This window comes from Aeromonas jandaei (assembly GCF_037890695.1).
Taxonomy (GTDB): Bacteria; Pseudomonadota; Gammaproteobacteria; order Enterobacterales; family Aeromonadaceae; genus Aeromonas; species Aeromonas jandaei.
On sequence record NZ_CP149571.1, the window covers coordinates 2,977,385 to 2,996,227 of the forward strand.

At 54.8% G+C, this 18,843-nt stretch carries 17 protein-coding genes and 1 pseudogene; 10 read left to right on the forward strand and 8 right to left on the reverse strand.

The genetic code is table 11. The annotated features are described in order from the left end of the window. The first annotated feature begins 145 nt into the window (after positions 1 to 145). Positions 146 to 1,186, forward strand: a complete 1,041-nt coding sequence (locus WE862_RS14080; protein WP_198493504.1) for an IS481 family transposase — start codon at positions 146 to 148, stop codon at positions 1,184 to 1,186. A gap of 207 nt (positions 1,187 to 1,393) precedes the next feature. Here the strand turns inward: WE862_RS14080 and WE862_RS14085 are convergent, their stop codons facing one another. Further along, positions 1,394 to 2,020, reverse strand: coding sequence for an ATP-dependent Clp protease proteolytic subunit (locus WE862_RS14085; protein WP_198493503.1), 627 nt, complete (start codon positions 2,018 to 2,020; stop codon positions 1,394 to 1,396). Positions 2,021 to 2,348: 328 nt separating this feature from the next. Here WE862_RS14085 and WE862_RS14090 point away from each other — a divergent pair. From WE862_RS14090 to WE862_RS14105, 4 genes and pseudogenes are all read left to right on the forward strand, one after another. Continuing rightward, a pseudogene (locus tag WE862_RS14090) lies at positions 2,349 to 2,880 on the forward strand (IS5 family transposase); the annotation flags it as partial. 348 nt (positions 2,881 to 3,228) lie between these two features. Then, the gene (locus WE862_RS14095) at positions 3,229 to 4,692 is read left to right on the forward strand and encodes a chitinase (RefSeq protein ID WP_082035450.1); all 1,464 of its coding nucleotides are present in this window, start codon (positions 3,229 to 3,231) and stop codon (positions 4,690 to 4,692) included. A 468-nt stretch (positions 4,693 to 5,160) separates the two neighbouring features. Continuing rightward, a complete protein-coding gene (locus tag WE862_RS14100; protein WP_082035449.1) occupies positions 5,161 to 5,547 on the forward strand; it encodes a GFA family protein in 387 nt (128 codons plus the stop codon). Between the two features lie 31 nt (positions 5,548 to 5,578). Next, a complete protein-coding gene (locus WE862_RS14105; RefSeq protein ID WP_042031051.1) occupies positions 5,579 to 6,196 on the forward strand; it encodes a histidine phosphatase family protein in 618 nt (205 codons plus the stop codon). Between the two features lie 361 nt (positions 6,197 to 6,557). Here the strand turns inward: WE862_RS14105 and WE862_RS14110 are convergent, their stop codons facing one another. After that, complete coding sequence (locus WE862_RS14110) at positions 6,558 to 7,853, reverse strand: sensor domain-containing diguanylate cyclase (RefSeq protein WP_042031050.1); 1,296 nt, start codon at positions 7,851 to 7,853, stop codon at positions 6,558 to 6,560. Between the two features lie 57 nt (positions 7,854 to 7,910). Then, positions 7,911 to 8,435, reverse strand: coding sequence for an endonuclease SmrB (gene smrB, locus WE862_RS14115; RefSeq protein WP_041207861.1), 525 nt, complete (start codon positions 8,433 to 8,435; stop codon positions 7,911 to 7,913). A 65-nt stretch (positions 8,436 to 8,500) separates the two neighbouring features. Between smrB and prmB the strand changes: the two genes are divergently transcribed. Both prmB and aroC read left to right on the forward strand, forming a co-directional pair. Further along, entirely contained in the window at positions 8,501 to 9,436 is a 936-nt protein-coding gene (prmB, locus tag WE862_RS14120; protein ID WP_042031069.1) for a 50S ribosomal protein L3 N(5)-glutamine methyltransferase, read from the forward strand. Between the two features lie 12 nt (positions 9,437 to 9,448). Further along, positions 9,449 to 10,537: a chorismate synthase gene (gene aroC, locus WE862_RS14125; RefSeq protein WP_041207860.1), complete on the forward strand. Its 1,089-nt coding sequence runs from the start codon at positions 9,449 to 9,451 to the stop codon at positions 10,535 to 10,537. A gap of 91 nt (positions 10,538 to 10,628) precedes the next feature. Here aroC and WE862_RS14130 read toward each other — a convergent pair whose 3' ends face one another. After that, positions 10,629 to 11,420 (reverse strand): substrate-binding periplasmic protein, encoded by a 792-nt coding sequence (locus WE862_RS14130; protein ID WP_042031048.1) that lies wholly within the window; start codon positions 11,418 to 11,420, stop codon positions 10,629 to 10,631. A gap of 364 nt (positions 11,421 to 11,784) precedes the next feature. Here WE862_RS14130 and WE862_RS14135 point away from each other — a divergent pair, with 364 nt between their 5' ends. Then, positions 11,785 to 13,188, forward strand: a complete 1,404-nt coding sequence (locus tag WE862_RS14135) for a DEAD/DEAH box helicase (RefSeq protein ID WP_042031047.1) — start codon at positions 11,785 to 11,787, stop codon at positions 13,186 to 13,188. Between the two features lie 113 nt (positions 13,189 to 13,301). On the opposite strand, the gene WE862_RS14140 is transcribed toward WE862_RS14135, so the two are convergent. The 3 genes from WE862_RS14140 to WE862_RS14150 all read right to left on the reverse strand — a co-directional run bounded on the left by WE862_RS14140 (position 13,302) and on the right by WE862_RS14150 (position 15,248). Beyond that, on the reverse strand, positions 13,302 to 13,688 hold the full coding sequence (locus tag WE862_RS14140) for an MAPEG family protein (RefSeq protein ID WP_042031046.1): 387 nt from the start codon (positions 13,686 to 13,688) through the stop codon (positions 13,302 to 13,304). 192 nt (positions 13,689 to 13,880) lie between these two features. Next, a complete protein-coding gene (locus WE862_RS14145; protein ID WP_041207857.1) occupies positions 13,881 to 14,438 on the reverse strand; it encodes a hypothetical protein in 558 nt (185 codons plus the stop codon). Between the two features lie 144 nt (positions 14,439 to 14,582). Beyond that, the gene (locus WE862_RS14150) at positions 14,583 to 15,248 is read right to left on the reverse strand and encodes a hypothetical protein (RefSeq protein ID WP_042031045.1); all 666 of its coding nucleotides are present in this window, start codon (positions 15,246 to 15,248) and stop codon (positions 14,583 to 14,585) included. A 334-nt stretch (positions 15,249 to 15,582) separates the two neighbouring features. On the opposite strand from WE862_RS14150, the gene WE862_RS14155 reads away from it, so the two are divergent. Both WE862_RS14155 and WE862_RS14160 read left to right on the forward strand, forming a co-directional pair. After that, the gene (locus tag WE862_RS14155; RefSeq protein ID WP_082035448.1) at positions 15,583 to 16,452 is read left to right on the forward strand and encodes a DUF4238 domain-containing protein; all 870 of its coding nucleotides are present in this window, start codon (positions 15,583 to 15,585) and stop codon (positions 16,450 to 16,452) included. 128 nt (positions 16,453 to 16,580) lie between these two features. Next, the gene (locus tag WE862_RS14160; protein ID WP_042031044.1) at positions 16,581 to 17,048 is read left to right on the forward strand and encodes a hypothetical protein; all 468 of its coding nucleotides are present in this window, start codon (positions 16,581 to 16,583) and stop codon (positions 17,046 to 17,048) included. Positions 17,049 to 17,254: 206 nt separating this feature from the next. On the opposite strand, the gene WE862_RS14165 is transcribed toward WE862_RS14160, so the two are convergent. Then, on the reverse strand, positions 17,255 to 18,448 hold the full coding sequence (locus tag WE862_RS14165) for an aromatic amino acid transport family protein (protein ID WP_041207855.1): 1,194 nt from the start codon (positions 18,446 to 18,448) through the stop codon (positions 17,255 to 17,257). Positions 18,449 to 18,843 lie beyond the last annotated feature (395 nt).

Below are 18,843 nucleotides of genomic sequence, written 5' to 3' on the forward strand. Positions count from 1 at the left end.
AGCCACCCTCTGGTTACCGATATTGCAAATGACTGGCTGTATGGAGATGGTATTCACCTGACAGTTGCCCACAAAAGGGAGTGGTCATACGGCTTCAAACCGGATAACAAAACGGTACCCCTACCGTGTTATCTGGAGTCACCGTATGACCACCAACGAGAAAGTAGCACGTCGCAAACTCAGCCTGCTAGAGCTTGCCAAAGAGCCCAATAACGTCAGCAAAGCCTGCAAGCTCATCGGCTATAGTCGTCAGCAGTTCTACGAAATTCGCCGTAATTACCAGACCTATGGCGCCGAGGGCTTGCTCGATAAACTGCCCGGCTGTAAAGGGGCTCATCCCAATCTGGTCGCTCCCGAGATTGAACAGGCCATCCTCGATTACTCCCTCACCAGACCAACTCATGGCCCGCTGCGGGTTGCACAAGAGCTGGCTCTGCAGGGCATCAATGTCAGTGCGGGTCGTGTGCGTGGCGTGTGGCAACGTCACGACTTGCTCTCCAAACACGACCGCTTATTGCGCCTCGAGAAAACGCACCGGGAGCAGACCATTGAGCTCAATGACGAGCAGATTCGCCTGTTAGAGCGCTTTAGCCCCGAGTTTCGCGAACGCCAGATTGAGGTTCACTACACCGGAGAACTGGTGGCGGTCGACACCTTCTTCGTCGGCGCGCTCAAGGGGGTTGGCAAGGTGTATCTGCAAACCGTGCTGGACTGCTACAGTCGCCACGCTTGGGGGCGGCTCTACACCAGCAAGCTGCCGGTGACCTCGGTTCATGTACTCAATGAAACGGTGCTGCCGTTTTTCGAGGCCCACGAGGCACGGGTCTATACCATCCTGTCGGACAACGGGCGCGAGTTCTGTGGACGACCTGACCACCATCCCTACGAGCTGTTCCTGCAACTGGAGGGGATTGAGCACCGGACAACCAAGGTACGCAGGCCACAGAGCAACGGCTTTATCGAGCGGCTACATCGAACCTTGTTGGATGAACACTTCCGTATCAAGGGGAGAACGACCTGGTATGAGTCGGTAGAGCAGATGCAGACAGACCTGGATAGCTACCTAGAGCACGACAACACCCAGCGGCCACATCAAGGCAGGATGATGGAGGGGCAAACCCCCTACAGCATGTTCAGGAAGGGTCTGAAATTGATACCGAAGGAAGTGCGCACTAAAGTAGCGTAAACAAGACACCGGTTTGAGGCCGGTGTCAGGTGATAACTAGATCTGTACAGACTGGCAAGATCTCCTTGCCAGTCATTTTTTGTGTCTGAATATAGGGATAACTAGATCTGCACAGGTTAGTCAGCAACAAACGTGAACTACTGATTAGTGATTTTTATATCTCGATCAGCACAGCACTTCAGTCATGAGCCCCTAATAACCAGAGCATCAATGCGATGCCGTTATATAGAAGGCATGGGGTGTATCAATAATAGTTTGGTCGATTTTGGATATCAGCCCTATATCTATTGCTTCATCAGGGGTAAAAGTGACTCTATTGGATTCACTATATAAAATGTTTTCAATCCGTTCATGGCTTAGGTTTGTACAGCGTTGATATGTTTTCCTAAACATGTCATTGAACCGGGTCACTTCCTGACTCAACTCTCTGATATTGTTGGGGCGCACATCCCCTTCATAATGGGTGTAAGAAGGATGAAGATAAATGCTACCTTCAGGCAAGGCTCGGCGGTCTTTAGCTGCACAGAGCATGAGCGTGGCAGAAGAACCAATCGTCGACATAGCGATAGTGGTCACCGGCTTCTTGGAGCTTCTGATCGCGGCTGCGGCCATCAACCCAGAATCCATATCACCACCATAGCTATTAATATATAAGTAGATTTTGGTTATCTCATCTTTATTGTTTATGTCGTCAATGGCATTGATTAGCGCTGAGACGGTCGGTACTTCCATATCTGCACTATAAAATATTTTCGCAGTCGTACTGGGATCTGGTGCTGCGATGGCGCAAGACGCGAACATTGATACAATTGGCAATGAAAACTTATTCATCATTTATAACCAATGCCTCTGCTGTAGGTATAATATTAACAATTAACTCATCTAAACTTACGTTAGTAATATAACATTACCACAGCATCCAAAAATAAATCACTTATCTCACTGTCCTACGAGATGTAAGGAGCATTAGAACCATAAGGCCTGATGGGGTTGGTTTGCTCAAATAGGTCATATTGTGTGCGTCATTTCTTGTCGGTAACACCCACGTAAGTTCCCCTTCAATCTGAGCCAACTGGGCTGATGAAACAACTTTGTTACAATGACCTTTGCGAAAATATCTTCGCGGAATTCTTCTGCTGGTAACTTTGTGCATATTCCCTATATGACGATCGACATACCGCTTCAACCCATCACCGACTGGCCAATACAACAGGCCCTTGGTTAACCGTGGCTCTATCACCTTCTGGATTGATGCCGAGGTCATGGATAACTGGTTACACCATGACCATCACGGACAACATGGGCGCGGTCAGCTTTACATTGACCAGACCATTTCTACCTTCTGATGCTCAAGGGGATGTTCAGTCTCACTTTGCGGGCAAATCAGGGGCTACTCGACTCTCTCTGCTCGAGTTGATGAACGTACCGCTTGTGTCCCCGATTACAGTTGCGTCAGCAAGCGGGCCCGCACTATGACAGTGGCTGATCGGCAGCACTCAAAGGGACGCATCGCCGACCTGGTTATCTACTCGGCCGGCCTGAAAGCGTTTGGTGAATACGAGTGGAAAGTCAGAAAACATGGCGCCGAAAAGTAGCGTGTCTGGCGCAAGTTGCATCTGCCTGTAGACCCGGTGACTCACGATATCGTGGCGGCGGAAATCTCGCAGGAAAATGCTCATGATGTCGAGGTGCTATAGGGGGCATCTGGGGCTAGTCAGTCATGACTTGCTGGCTGATTCGGGCAACAACGCTTTACTCTTGAGCATTGATGATGGCTGATAAGCTGAGCGTGTGAGTCATTTTTTCCATCCCGAATAATGAATTGATAAGAGATTACCTGACTGTCTCTGTTGTTCCTAAAATGGGCGATAGATCACGCTTTTTTGTGTTCGTTTGGATTCTTTTTCTTTGTTTCAGCTGAGCGGGATATCACAAAGTGAAATGGCTCACAAATCTGTTTTATTTCTTAATTCTCATCGTGAATTTAGTTAATAAAACACCTACTCTTGTAGTGCCCTATATTCAAACAAGGACTGTGATTTATGTTCAAACCCAAGCGTTGTGCCTGGTTGATTGCGGCTGCCTGCGCATTGCCAAGTTATAGTGCAATGAGCGCAGCCATGAATATTCAACCCGATCCGCAGAACCCCGGTGGATATGTTATTGCTGCCTCTGATGTGGCTGCCGTGGAAAAAGCCAAGACAGCCAATCCCATGTATGCAATTTGGGCCAAGGCGTTGGCGACCCGATCCAATAAAATAGTCGATGCAATTGAACCCGGGCTGGCAAGCAACCCTGACAACGTAAAACGGGTTGAACGGGTATTTCCCCAGTCGGAATGGGATTATTTAACCCAGATGGCAGCGCCGGAATACACCTATGTCCGGTTCTTGCGTGCTATCGGTAAATTTCCAGCATTTTGCGGGGAATATACTGACGGGCGTGATTCAGATGCGATCTGTAAAAAATCCATCGTGACCGCCTTTGCCCACTTCTCTCAGGAGACGGGGGGCCATATCTCCAAGGACAATGTCTCCGACAACCCGTTGGGGCTGGAAGAGTGGCAGCAGGCGCTGGTGCATGTGCGCGAGATGGGCTGGTCAGAGGGACAGACCGGCTACACCACTGGCTGCGGTCAGAACGACTGGCAAAACAAGAAGTGGCCCTGCAGTACCGGACAAGGCTACTTCGGGCGTGGTGCCAAGCAGCTCTCCTACCACTTCAACTACGGCGCCTTCTCCGAGGCGATGTTCGATGGCGATGCCTCCGTGCTGCTCAACAACCCGGGGCTGGTGGCGGACTCCTGGCTCAACCTCGCCTCGGCCATCTGGTTCTTCCTGACGCCACAGGCGCCCAAGCCGGCCATGCTGCACGTGATTGACCGCACCTGGGTACCCTCCAAACGGGAAGTGGATGCCGGCATCGGCTACGGCTTTGGCACCACCATCAACGTCATCAATGGCGGCATCGAGTGTGGCGAACAGAACAAGGACAAGGGGCAGCCGGTCAACCGCATTCGCTATTGGGAAGGGCTGGCCAATCACTACCAGATCCCGGTCAAGGCCGATGAGAAGAATACCTGCTGGCAGCAGACGCCTTATGGCAGCCTCAACCTCAACGGCGCCACCGACGTGCTCTACACCAACTGGGATGGCAACTGGAAATACTATCCGGATCGCCCGGGCGGTTACTCCTTCGAGTGTGAGCTGGTAGGCTTCCAGACCGCCTACTCGGCGCTGGTGCCGGGCGATTACCAGAAGTGCGTGACCAACTTCTACGGCTCCCACGCCAACTGGCCGAAAGTGCGGGTCGTAGACAAACTGACCCCGCCGCCGGTCGATCCGAGCGAACCGCCCATCGGTGGCAACCCGGCCTGGGAAGCGACCAAGGTCTATACCGCTGGCAGCAAGGTGAGCTACAAGGGCGCCGTCTATCAGGCCAAATGGTGGACGCAGGGTGATGATCCAACCAAGGGTGGCCCCTGGGTTGTGGTGCCTGCCAAATAAGATGGTGTAATTTAACTCCCAAAGAGGAGAGGGAGGGTAACTCCTTCTCCTCGTTAATTACCAACAGTGCATCACTGAATATTATCTTGTATTCTTAATGGTTCTTTTGTTCTAACTGATAAGGTTAAATTTTATTTTGAAATTTATATTAAGTAGTGTTTGGTTAAAGTTTAAAAACAACAATTTTATATGCGGGTTTGTCAGTCCCATAAGCAGAAACATTCTGACAAGCGTGTGCGTTACGGCCTAATTCCTTTTCCATCATTAAATGAATCATCTCGTTGCGAATAAGGGGCCATCTTCTCTATTAGTAAATTGTCATTTATCACCGAAATGGTGAGGTCTTGCTATATCACTCAGCTTTATCTCGACACTTTGTCGCTTATTCCATTGAGAAAATTGATGTGAACGATCGGTTTATATTGGTAAGCTCTTTGGCTTATGCAAAATTGCAACAAAGGGGGCAAGATGAAGGGCGGTTGTCATTGCGGGGTGATCCGTTATGAGGTGTTGACTGCACCTTTTGCGGCCGATTTTTGTCACTGTCGGGATTGCCAGCGCACCACGGGGGCACCGGTCGGGGCCTGGATGGACTTTCGCGCCGCACAGGTAGAATGGCTTTGCGGCAGACCGACCGAGTATGCGTCTTCAGACTTTATCCGCCGGGGATTTTGCGTCGAGTGTGGCTCCACCCTCACGTATCGCAGCACCCAGTACCCTGAGTATCTCACGTTGGCCATCGCCTCCCTCGATAATCCGGATGCTGTTGCGCCAACCTACCACATCCATACCGACAGCCAGCTGCCCTGGTTGCCGATCCAGGACGAGCATCCCCGTTATCGCAAAGGGAAGTAAAACCAGGGTAGCCCCAACAAAGGAGGTTGGCATGGAGCTGGTCGTTATCCGCCATGGCGAGACGCAAGCCAATGCGGAAGGACGGTATCAGGGCGCGCTGGATATCGGGCTTAATGAGAGTGGCCAGAGGCACATTGCCCGATTGGCAGGCGAGATAGCGACTACTCAGGCCCCGTTCGATCGGCTGCTGGCTTCGCCGCTGCAGCGAACCAGAGAGAGCGCTGCGATCTTCGCTCGCCAGTTGGATTTGCCAGTGGAGCTTGCGCCAGCCTTTCGTGAGCGGCATGTCGGCCTGTTTGAGGGGGTGACCCAAGCAGAGGCGAAATCGCGTTATCCCGAGCTGTGGGCGCGCAATATTACCCGGCGTTGGGCAGAGGCTCCTCCCGGCGGTGAAACGCTGAATGAGGTAGTTGCCCGGGTGTCGCAAGGGCTGCTAGAACTGACCTCGAACGCGCAAGGGGAGCGGGTGCTGCTGGTCGCACACGGGGTCGTCGCCAAGGTGATCCGTGCCGTGACAAGTGCCGGATTTGATGATTTTTTCGATTGGCAGTTGGCCAACGGCGGCATGCTGACGGTGCATTTTCCGGTACCTTTGGCGCCGGATAAACCTCTGCCATTTTGCAGACCTCCCTCAACCGGTGGACTATGAGTGAACCGACCGTTGTGACTCCCGATCATCATTAATCCTGTTGTGCTCACTTTGCATCGTGTTTGCTGGTCATTCGGAGTCTGCTTGACCGCTATCTGAGGGTGATCGGAGGGGGGCATTGTCGCGGCAAAGCGCTATCGCAAAAAGAGACCTGCCGCGGTAGCAGTGCTCCATTATTTCACCTGTGCAAAAGCGATGGTTAACTCTGTCACGCCAGTGAAACAATCTATGTATGGGGGCGGGTAAAAAGCACCACGCCACTCAAGGTGGCGTGGCTCCGAACTGGTTGAAATAACTAATGAATGGTTCTTTGCGGTTGGTCGAGGGGCAAGCCGTCGTGACTGAAGGAGGGGCCGAGCCATCAGGTCGGCTCCGGCTCCTCCTTGCGACAGCAATTGCGCCCCTGTTTCTTGGCTATATAGAGGGCGGTGTCGGCTCGTCTGACCATCTTCTCCACGCTGTCGAGGGGGCCTTTGCTGGCGCTTATCCCGATGCTGATGGTGAGTGAGACCTCAAGCGCCCCGGATAGCGCATGGCGTACCGACTCCACCGCCAGTCTGATCCGCTCGGCGCTGGCCCAGGCCAATTCCAGCGAGGTCTCCGGCAGCAGCACGATAAACTCCTCGCCGCCCCAGCGTCCCAGCATGTCCACCTCGCGCAGCTGTTTGCCGATCCGGTTGACTAGACTCAGGATCGCCTGATCCCCCTGCTGGTGGCCAAAGTTGTCGTTGACCTCCTTGAAGTGATCGATGTCGATCAGCAGCAGGCTCATGGTGTGACCAAAGCGCTGGCAGCGTTGCATCTCGGCGTTGACCAGCTCATCGAAACGGCGCCGGTTGGCAATACCGGTCAGGGGATCCGTCGTGGCGGCGACTTTCAGCTCTTCCACCAGTCGCGCCCGTTCGGAGATGTCGCGCAGGATGGCGGTCATCTCGGTGGTCTGACCCATATTGATCTTGGCGATGGTCACCTCCAGCGGAAATTCGCTGCCATCGCGGCGCAGCCCTACCACGGAGGCGCGGGCATGCATGGGGCGTGAATTGATGGGGGAGTTACTGAACGCCTTGAAGTAGCTGTCATGGTTGGCGCGAAACCGTTGCGGCAGCAGGGTCTCCAGCCGTTTGCCAAGATAGCTCTCGTCGATGCCGAACATCTCGCAGGCGGCGGTATTGATAAGTTCGATCCGCGATTCGCTGCTGACGCTGATGATGCCGTCATAGGCGGAGTTGACCACAGCTTCAAAACGGCGGCGGCTGGTGGTGAGCGCATCTTCCAGCTGCTTCTTGGCGGTGATGTCGATGGCGGTGACGATGATCCGGTTGATCCGTGCCTGCTCGGGAATAATGGGGGAGAGGACAAAGCGCCACCAGCTGGTGCGCGACAGGGTATCGATGGGCAGTTCGCTCTCCACCCCGGTCTGCTGGCTCACGCACTCGTGCATCGGCTGCTCGATGCTGCTGGTGATGTAACGGGGAAACATTTCGTTGAGCCGTTTGCCAATGCAGCCAAGCACCTCGATCTCGAAGGCTTTGGCGAAGGTGTCGTTGGCTGATACCAGAACAAAGTGGTCATCCTTGTCGAGGCTGAATACCGCCACGGCGGCACCGATGGCGTCGAGGGATGACTTGATGTCGGCATGGGAGCCTCGTGTAAACATGCAACCTCCACTGTCAATAACGTATTGATATTCAGTATAGGTTGCCTATTTTACGAGCTACTCCTCGATATCCAGCAAGACCAGAATGGCGCTGTCGCCGCCCCATTCGCGCGGAGCCTGATGGAAGGCACGTACGTTGGGGTGCTGGGCCAGCCAGCTCGGAATGCGCTGTTTGAGGATATGTTTGCCGATGCCGTGCATCACCGAGGCGACGTGAATGTTCTCTTTTTGGCAGAGGGTGAGCAGGGCCGCCAGCTCCTGTTTGGCCTGATGCTGGTTCATGCCGTGCAGATCGAGGTAGATCTCCGGCGGATAACTGCCCCGCTTGAGCTTTTTCAGCTCGAATTTCGACACATCTTCGCGCACGTAACGGGTCGGGCCATCGTCCTCGAGATGGGGCTGATACTCATCGCTGAAATAGTGGTCAACCCCAAGGGATTCGCGGCTTTCGCGCATTTCGCGTTTCTGCTTGACCGGGCGTAACTCGGCCCTTATGGTATCTTGCTTGATTTTCCGGGTACCTTTTATCGCATCGCGGAACAGCTGGGTTTCCTCGTCTGTCGGTGAGGGCGTTTTTTTCATCAGGTACTCGTCTTGCTCGCTGTATAAAATTCTCGGGCCGGATATTACTCGACTTGGAGGTGGATTTGGACAAGATATTTATCGATGAGGTGGTTGCCGAGATGCACACCATCCAGGACATGTTGCGCTGGGCCATGAGTCGTTTCAACGACGCCGGTATCTTCTACGGACATGGTACCGACAACGCCTGGGATGAGGCTGTGCAGCTGGTACTGCCCGCGTTGCATCTGCCGCCGGACGTGGATCCGGCGATGCGCCACTCCCGTCTCACCAGCAGCGAGCGTCACCGGATTGCCGAACTGATCGTGCGCCGGGTGCAGGAGCGTGTTCCCGCGCCCTATCTCACCAACAAGGCCTGGTATGCCGGTTGGGAGTTCTACGTTGACGAGCGGGTACTCATTCCCCGTTCTCCCATCGCCGAGATGGTGGCCAACCGCTTCGCGCCGTTCCTCAAACAGGAGCCGACCCGGATCATGGATCTCTGCACTGGCTCCGGTTGCATCGCCATCATCATGGCTCATGAGTTCCCGGACGCCGAGGTTGACGCCATCGACATCAGCGTCGATGCCCTGAATGTGGCCGAGCGCAACATCAACGATCACGGGCTGGAGCAGCAGGTTATCCCGATCCGCTCCGATCTGTTCCGCGATCTGCCGGAGGGCGACAAGTACGATCTCATCGTCTCCAACCCGCCCTACGTGGATTCCGAAGATATGTCGGATCTGCCGGACGAGTTCCGTCACGAGCCGGAGCTGGCGCTCGCCTCCGGCAGCGATGGCCTCAAGCTCACCAAGCGCCTGCTGGCCAATGCGGCCGACTTCCTCAAGGATGACGGCGTGCTGGTGGTCGAGGTGGGCAACAGCATGATCCATCTGGAATCCCAGTTCCCCGAGATCCCCTTTACCTGGGTAGAGTTCGAGAACGGCGGCCACGGTGTGTTCGTGATGACGCGCAACGAGCTGGTGCAGTATCAGGATCATTTTGCCATCTACAAGAACTAAGCAGGAGCGCCTATGGCAGGGAACAGTTTTGGCCAACTCTTTCGGGTAACCACCTTTGGCGAGAGCCACGGTCTGGCGCTGGGCGCCGTGGTCGATGGCTGCCCGCCGGGGCTGGAAATCAGCGAAGCGGATCTGCAGGGGGATCTCGATCGGCGCAAGCCCGGCACCTCCCGTTACACCACGCCGCGCCGCGAGCCGGATGAGGTAAAGATCCTATCCGGGGTGTTTGAGGGCAGGACCACCGGTACTTCCATTGGGCTCTTGATCGAGAATACCGATCAGCGCTCCAAGGACTACTCCGACATCAAGGATCTGTTCCGCCCGGGCCATGCTGACTACACCTACCACCAGAAGTATGGTCAGCGCGACTATCGTGGCGGCGGTCGCTCCTCCGCCCGCGAAACCGCGATGCGGGTGGCAGCGGGTGCCATTGCCAAGAAGTACCTCAAACAGGTGCACGGTATCGAGATCACCGGTTTTCTCTCCCAGCTTGGCCCCATCAAGGCCGAGGCGTTTGATGCCGCGCAGATCGAGCAGAATCCCTTCTTCTTCCCCGATGCGGGCAAGCTGGAAGCGCTCGATCAATACATGCGTGACCTGAAGAAAGAGGGCAACAGCATTGGTGCCAAGGTGCAGGTCATCGCGCGCAATGTGCCGGTGGGCCTCGGTGAGCCGGTGTTTGACCGCCTCGATGCCGACATCGCCCACGCCATGATGGGCATCAATGCGGTTAAAGGGGTGGAGATCGGTGACGGCTTTGCGGTGGTGGAGCAAAAAGGCTCCGAGCACCGTGACGAGATGACTCCGGCCGGCTTTGCCAGCAACCATGCGGGCGGCATTCTGGGCGGCATCTCATCCGGGCAGGATATCGTGGTGAGCTTAGGCTTAAAGCCTACCTCCAGCATCACTGTGCCGGGCAAGACCATCACCACAGAGGGTGAGGCTACCGAGATGATCACCAAGGGGCGCCACGATCCGTGCGTCGGCATCCGTGCCGTGCCCATCGCCGAGGCGATGCTGGCGCTGGTACTGATGGATCATCTGTTGCGTCACCGCGCCCAGAATCAGGGCGTATTGACCCAGACGCCGCAACTGCGCTGATCGGCATAACGACCAACTGGCTGATCAACGCTTGATTGGCCAGCGTGAAAAAGGCGACCTTTGGGTCGCCTTTTTGTTTTGTCTGTTCGGGTTAATGCAGCGGGGGCTCATCGCCATCGGGGGCGGCGCTCAGGCGGCATGTGGGGGGCGGAAAGTTGCGATCGGTTTTGGGCAGGGTGGCGATCGCCTTGTCGATGCTGACGAGCTGCTCATCGCTGATGCTCTCTTTGGCAAACATCAGGCTGACCGGCTGGTGGTGGAGCAGCAACTGGCAGCTGATAAAGCCGCTGGCGCCGAGCTGGTCGAGGCGATAACGGGCGTATTGCCACTCCATGATGACACCGTCGAGGCGGCGGGCAAGCAGCAGATCGATCAGCCGGTCGTCGGCGTTGTACTCGGTTACCTCCTTGAGTGCCGGGCAGTTTTCCAACTGCTGCATCGGTCGGGTGCCGCGCAGCTTGCCGATCTTGAGCCCCTTGGCGTTGCACAGCGCAGAGAGGGTCGGGTAACCGGCCCAGCGATCCTGCTGGCCGGGAATGGGATCGTTGCTGAGCAGCACGTAGGCGCTGTGGCGATAGGGGGCGGAGAAGCGGGCGTATTGCTCGCGCTCCGGCAGCGCCAGCGCACCCATCGCTATATCAAGTTGGCCATGCTCCACCAGATGGAGTGCCCGGGCCCAGGGAATTTCACGAAATTTGGGGGTGAAACCCGCCTTGGTGAGGATTTGGCGGGTCAGGCTGATATCGAGCCCGGCCAGTTCCCCTTTATTGTTGAGCTGACTGAAGGGGGGCCAGTGGCTCCAGGCCACGGTGAGAACCTGCTTGTCGGCTTGTGCCGGCATCGCCCACAACAGCAGCAGGGCAAGCCAGAGTGGCCATCTCATGGGAAAGCCTGATTGCCTCTTCATATAAACCTCATCATCCCTGATCTTTTTGATCTCAGTGCCTTGCTGACAACAGAGTGTTTTTATTGTGTCTGATGTTAATAGGGCAGTAGTAAAAGATCGGATAAACGGGAGCAATTGGGGCAGGGAAGGCGGGATTTTCTCCTCGTGCTGGGAGGAACATCACATTTTTCTCGTTTCTCCTCAATAACTCCGCTAGACTGCGCCCCTATTCTTTCCCCTTTGCTCTGCTCCCCGGGGAAATCGTTGTGTTCTCAACAGGCCCGAGTCTGGCGAGATGGCATCGGCTCAGCAGAGGAGCCCCATCCCGGATTGTCGGCGCCCCTATCCCTAGCAGGTAACTATGAGTTTTACTTCCCTCGGTCTGGCCGAACCCTTGTTGCGTGCCGTTGCCGAACAAGGCTACGACACCCCGTCTCCCATTCAGCAGCAAGCGATCCCCGCCGTTCTGGCTGGCCGCGATCTGATGGCGGCGGCCCAAACAGGGACCGGCAAGACCGCAGGCTTTACCCTGCCGATGCTGCAACGTCTGATGGAGAGCAAGCGCAAGGTCTCTCCGAACCGCGTCCGTGCGCTGGTAGTGACCCCGACGCGCGAGCTGGCCGCCCAGGTGGGCGAGAGCGTGCGCAACTACGGCAAGCATCTGCCCCTGCGCAGCCATGTGGTATTTGGTGGCGTGAGCATCAACCCGCAGATGATGGCGACCCGCCGTGGTCTGGACGTGCTGGTGGCCTGTCCGGGCCGTCTGATCGATCTCTACAACCAGAATGCCGTCAAGTTTGACGAGGTGGAGATCCTGGTACTGGACGAAGCGGATCGCATGCTCGACATGGGCTTTATCCGCGACATCCGCCGCATCCTGACCCTGCTGCCGAAGAAGCGCCAGAACCTGCTCTTCTCCGCCACCTTCGCCGATGAAATTCGCGAGCTGGCCACTGGCCTGCTGGACAACCCGGCAGTGATCGAAGTCGCCCCGCGCAACAGCACCGCCGAGCGTATCGAGCAGCTGGTGCACCCGTGCGACAAGGCCAACAAGATTGCCCTGCTGAGCCACCTCATCTCCAGCAACAACTGGCAGCAGGTGCTGGTCTTTACCCGCACCAAGCACATCGCCAACCGCGTTGCCGAGAAGCTTGAAAAAGACGGCATCAGTGCCGCCGCCATTCACGGCAACAAGAGCCAGGGTGCCCGTACCCGCGCGCTGGCCGGTTTCAAGGATGGCAGCGTGCGCGTGATGGTGGCGACCGACATCGCGGCCCGTGGCCTCGATATCGACAAGCTGCCGCAGGTAGTGAACTTCGAGCTGCCGAACGTGGCGGAAGATTACGTGCACCGTATCGGTCGTACCGGTCGTGCCGGTGCTGCCGGTCACGCCATCTCCCTGGTTGCGGCCGATGAAGGGAAACTGATCAAAGCCATCGAGCGTCTGACCAAGCAGAACATCCCCTGCGAGCAGGTGCCCGGCTTCGAAGCGTCCCGCGAGACCCTCGACAACATCGCCCGTGGTATCGGCGCGCCGCTGCGCAAAGAGCCCCGTGATCCGAGCGAGCAGCGCCGTGCGCCGCGTCCGCAAGGTCAAGGCCAACGTCAGGGGGCCGCTCGCTCCGGCAACAACGGTGGCAATGCAGGCGCTAACCGCTCCGGCAACGGCGGCAAGCCCAAGCCCCAGGGTGGTCAGCGTCCGGCTGATGGCGCCGCCAAGCCGGCTCAGGCCCGTCGTCCCCGTCGCGCCAGCCACAACCAGTAAGGGCAAGGAGAGCCACTCTCCCGCTCTGAACGGTTAAACGAAAAGCCCTGCCATATCGGCAGGGCTTTTCTATTTCTGCTTCTGCGGCTCCGCGTTTGGTTGACCCGCTCTGGTCAGGAGAGCAGGGCGGTGATCAGGAGACAGGCCGCACTCAGCAAAATGACGGTGAAGGTCAGCCCCATCCCCACTACCCGATAGCGGAAATTCTCCGGCGTGCGGCTCATGCCGAAGGCGTGACAGAGGCGACCAATCAGCAGGGCACTCCCCAGCAGATGAACCAGCCAGGGGGCATGGCTGCCGGTTTCGACGAAATAGATGAGCAGCAGGGCGAGGGGGACATATTCGGCAAAGTTGGCGTGCACCCGCATGGCCCGCAGCATGGCGGGATCATCGCCATGGCCGAGCGCCACTTTCTGGCGGTGACGAGTGCGAATGGTGCGCACGCTGAGCAGGACAAAGAGCAGGGCAAGCAGGGCCGCATAGATGGGCAGTATGGTCATGGTGTAGAGCTCCCGAAGTGATGAATGAGCATGGATCTGTTGTGTGCTCAATGGCTTGCCCTTGAGGGTAGCAGTAAAGAGGGCTCGGCCATGGCGTCCTGAGCACCCTTGCCGGATAAAAAAGCCCCGCCGGTCTGGCAGGGCTTGTTGTCGGGTTTTAGGTGGCGTGCTCTGTCAGCTGCACTTCGCCAGTCAGGCGCCGTAGGGGAGAGAGGAGTGGTGCAGCACGATGCGCACCTTGCCATCATCCCCCTTTTTGAATCCCCAGCTCTTGTCTACCGTGGTCTCCTTGTTGTCGCGATCCACCAGATGCACCTTGCCCATGGTCAGCGCCATGTTGCCGTTGATATAGACGGCGGCATTGTCATAGCGGTAGCTCTGCCAGTTTTTCAGGGCAAAGCCGCTGTCTGCCGGATAGGCGCTGTTGTTGCCGACAAAATAGGCCAGCGCCCCCTCGCGGGTGGTGCGAAAGGTCTGCTCGCCACCGGCGAGGGTGGGTTTGAACAGCACCGGCCCCTGCTGGTAGCCATACGCGCTGTCGAGTACCGCCTCGGCGGTGGCTTTGGCGCGCTCAATGCCGCCGGCCCGATAGTCATCGCTGATCTTGATGAGCGCCGCGCCCCAGGCATCCTGCGCCGCCTTGATGTCGGCCTCGGTGATATTGTTGTTGGTGATTTCGGCCGCGCTGAGGGCGCCGCTGGCTGCCAGCAAAACAAGGGCAAGGGAACTCTTCGTGAGATGCAACATCATTGTTTTCAAACTCCTGAAAGCGATAAACGAGGGGGCAGTGTAGCGAGCGGGCATGAACGGGTTTTGAACTGTCCGTTCAGGTTTTGCTGGCAAAAAAGATTGTATAAAACACGGTTCTTGGCGGTTTGTTCGGTGGTGCCCTGATCAGCGGACGGGGGTCAGCAGAGCCGAGAAGTAGCGCTCCTGCATCTGCTGCCAGCGGCCGCTCGCTATCAGCTGCTGCTGGGATTGGACAAGGGCGGCGATATCGGCCTGGCGGCTCTTGTTGAGGTAGAGATAGACCTCGATATCGGAGACCCGTTTCCATGGTGCGGCAAGGGGGGATTGATTGGTGGGCAGCAGCCGGATCACCCAGTCGGTTCTGCCGCGCTGGAGCAGGGCGAGACCCTGCTTCTCATCGTTGAACCAGACGATGCGCCGACTGTCGAGATAGCGGCTGCACCACTGAATACCGCGCAGGCAGCCAATCAGCTCCTGACTGGCGGGGGGCCAGCTGGCGTCCTGCTTGCTCTGGGCATAGATGGTCACTTCGCCAATCGCCGTGCCAACCGGGATCATATGCGGGTGGGTCTGCTCAAAGCCCTTGATCCGGGCGATATCCCCATCGATGGTGCTATCGGAATCAAGCAGCTTTTTGCAGCGGGCGCTGGTGCAGGGGATAAAGGTGAAATCGACCCCGGCCTTGCCAAACCACTCCTCATAGAAGGGGCGCAGCAGGGGGATATATTCCACGGGCGCCGCCAGCGACAGAGGCGCGCCCTGGGCAATCGGGTTCAGACAACACAGCAACCACCAGCCAGCCCACTTCATACCTTGCTCCTTGGTCAATTTATGGGAAAGCGTAGCTGAAGTGCCATCTCTTATCTTTGCTTTACTAGAGTGACTGCATATCCACAATACATTCCTTCCTAAAGCAGATTTTTATGTAGCATCAAATTAAAAATGAATTAATAACATTTAACTCACTAGTTGGGCGTGTTTTTGATACCATAGAAATCAAGTTTATTACTGTTTCAAGACCGAGTGAGGTTTACTCAGTGTCTAATGAAGTATTTGTAAATATTAGTGGGTTTATAATTTCCTATAGGGTCAATATAATTCATTAAATTTGATTTCAGGTTTTTTTGTACTGATTGGGGGCTGTATGGGTAGAAAGGCAAAACATCACTATATCCCGAAATGCTATTTGAAGGGATTTACAAATGGCGGGGATAATTCATCATTATTCTGGGCTGTACCAAAAAATAAAGGAAATTCATTTTCCACAACACCTAATGATGCATGTGCGCAACGGGATTACTACACAGTTGAACATAATAACTCATTAATTGTAGAGGATTTTTACGCTGAACAAATAGAGCCTAAGATTGGTAAGGTGCTAAATTATATTGCTGAGTATTCATGTTTGCCGCCTAAAGAAGATATGAAACATCTGATTTTACTCTTAGCAACTCTTTACTTGCGTGTACCTTCATTTAGAAAATCATTAGAAGTGCCTATGTTGAGTGTTAAAAGGATCGTAGAAAGCATTAGCAATGATGTTCATATATCAAATATAGACGATTTTGACTATTCTAAAACAGACCTCATAGGAATAGAGCTAAAAATGATCGACACCGTTCAGAAGTGTTTATCAAATAAGTATTATCAGCTCTACATCGTAGATGATGAGAACGCTAATGTCTTGACCTCAGATAATCCTTTTATTCTGAGTCATCCAGAGGGTAGACCTGGATTTTATTTTGGTTTAAATACACCACGGATAGAAATTTGTGTGCCTATTTCAAGTAAAGCAATTTTGATAGCAAAAAACGAGAGGATTAATGAGGGGACGTTTAAAGCATCTAAAGAGTTAATTGGATTAACAAATTTCAAAGTAATTTACTCTACGGATAGGTATTTTTATTCGAAATCAGAGGAAGTTATTTTAGTTGATAATGAACTTTTGATATTCAGTCATAACATACGTTCGAATCGCATCAATCTTCAAGATAAGAAGAGTTTACATGAGTGACTTGTTTAGGTTATTGGTAAATATAAGACATATTGACTAATAATGTGCATGTAGCGCTTAATTATATTTTTTTAATTTAATTTGTTCATGTGCAATCAATGTGCTGAAATTAGTTGGGAGGAGTAAATATGGTTAGCTTGGTAAACAATGAAAAATGGGCCCCTTTAATCGGAGAGCTATTTTTAACCTTTGGTTCTATAGAAATGGCAGTTCAAAAATGTATAAAGCAATGGACGACAGATGTCATTTATAACCATGTAAAAAAGGACAATTTGTCAAAGCGAATTGATTTGTTGATTAATCTTGTTAACGCGCAAGATTGCTCTGACTCAAATAAAATAGTATTAATTGAAAATTTAAAGGCTATCAGGAAGTTGCTTGAAGTGAGGAATACAATAGCACATAGTCCTCTAATGCTTTTGATTTTTCAAGGGGGAGATTCTGTAGAAGCGATAACCTCAAGTGTTAATGATGAACATTATATTGAAATTCATGAGCTTGAAAGTCATGTTATAAACATAGGGAGGTTATATGATGAGTTTATTTCATCGCTTTCAAATATCAAGATGGAAAATAGCATTTTCCCAATGACTTGATTTTTAATGGGGCTGAGATAATTCATATATAGGTTTAGTTTACATGTATGGAGCTGTATGGATTTATTTTCGAATAGTCCTGCTTATTGATGATTTATTATAAATTAAGTTTGTGTAGCACTGCCTAATCTAAAACTTTGAACTAAATAAAACCCCGCCAATCAGATTGGCGGGGTTTTGCTATTTGGGGTACTCAATATCGGGGATTACAGCGCGGGCAGCAGTCCCATGCTGACGCTGATCTGGACGCCGACAATCAGCACACCCATGGCGCCGGCCACTCCCAGCGCCACCACGCCACCCGGGGCGCGGTAGTGGTGGGCGGGGGCCTGTTTGCGGCTCTGCCACACCAGCGCCACCGGCAGCAGTACCGCGAGGATGGCCAGCGCAATGGCGGCGTAGCCGAGGGCCATGATAAAGCCCTGCGGGAAGTAGAGGGCAAACAGCAGCGGCGGTACAAAGGTGATAAGGCCGGTCTGGCTGCGGCCCTGCCAGTTGTCCTTGCGGCGGGTCACCTTGGCCATAAAGTCGAACAGCCCCAGCGTCACCCCGAGGAAGGAGGTGGCGAGCGCCAGATCGGCGAACAGGTGCATGGCCTGATTGAAGGCGGGCCAGCTCACCAGCTTGCCGACGCTGGCGAGCAGGCTGTCGAGCGCGCCGCCATTGGCCAGCAGGGAGGATTGACCGAGCAGTCCCAGAATGGCCACCTGCCACAGTACGTAGAGGATCAGCGGCAGGGCGGAGCCCCAGACAAAGACCCGGCGCAGTTGCTTGGGGCAATCGCCGAGGTAGAGCATCACGCTCGGGATCGAACCGTGAAAGCCGAACGAGGTGAAGATGACCGGCAGGCCTGCCAGCAGCAGCCCTTCCCCGAGCGGCATGGCGAGCAGGTGTTCGCCCTGGGCGCGCGGCAGCAGCAGCGCCAGCACGCCCACCATGATCACCAGCTTGACGGTGAACATCAGCCGGTTGAGGTAATCCACCGAGCGGGTGCCGACACAGACCATGCCGCCAAACAACAGGGTAAAGGCCCAGGCGGCCTGCTCCTGGCTCAGGGTGATGCCGGCATCGGCCAGCGCCTGTGCCAGCAGGCTGCTGCCACCGCTGATGTAGGCGGAGGCGAGGGCGTAGAACAACATCAGGATGCAGAAGGAGGCGATGCGCTTGCCCCAGGGGCCGAGCAGGTGATCCGCCAGTTGGTGCAGGTACCACTTGCCAGTATTGAGGCTGGCCTCCACCTGCAGCATGGCGGTAAAGGCCATCAGGGCCCACAGGCCAATCATCAGCAGCAGGGTGGCGGGGCCGCCGAGGGACGAGGAGGCCAGCGGCAGGGCCAGCATACCGGCGCCTATGGTGGTGCCGGCAATCAACAGGGTACAACCCAGAGTCTTGGTGTTCATGTTATCCATCCGAAAGTGAGCGGAGATGTTGCAAACAAGAGAGAGCCAGTTGGCTGTGTCGGGAGGCGCCTCCGGGGGAAAAGCCGGAGGCTAGCAATATCGGCGTGGAAACATCTGTACCTGAAACCTGTCGGTTGTAAAAGATGGTTGCCACGTTAACGGATCGAAATAGCGGAGACAACCCCTAAAAAGCGGATCTTGTGCTGTGGAAGGCTTTTAAGTGGAAATAAAAAGTGACACCCAGCGCTATGCGCCGAAAAAATGTGCGCCTTGAGGGCGCGATGCCAATCCGGTTGAACCGGCCCTCGGGATCGGAGGGGGTTGCTACAGGCGCTTGGAAGGGGCGGCAGAGGGCACAAAGGGGGCGCTAGCGGCCCGGATGGTTCGGCATAAGT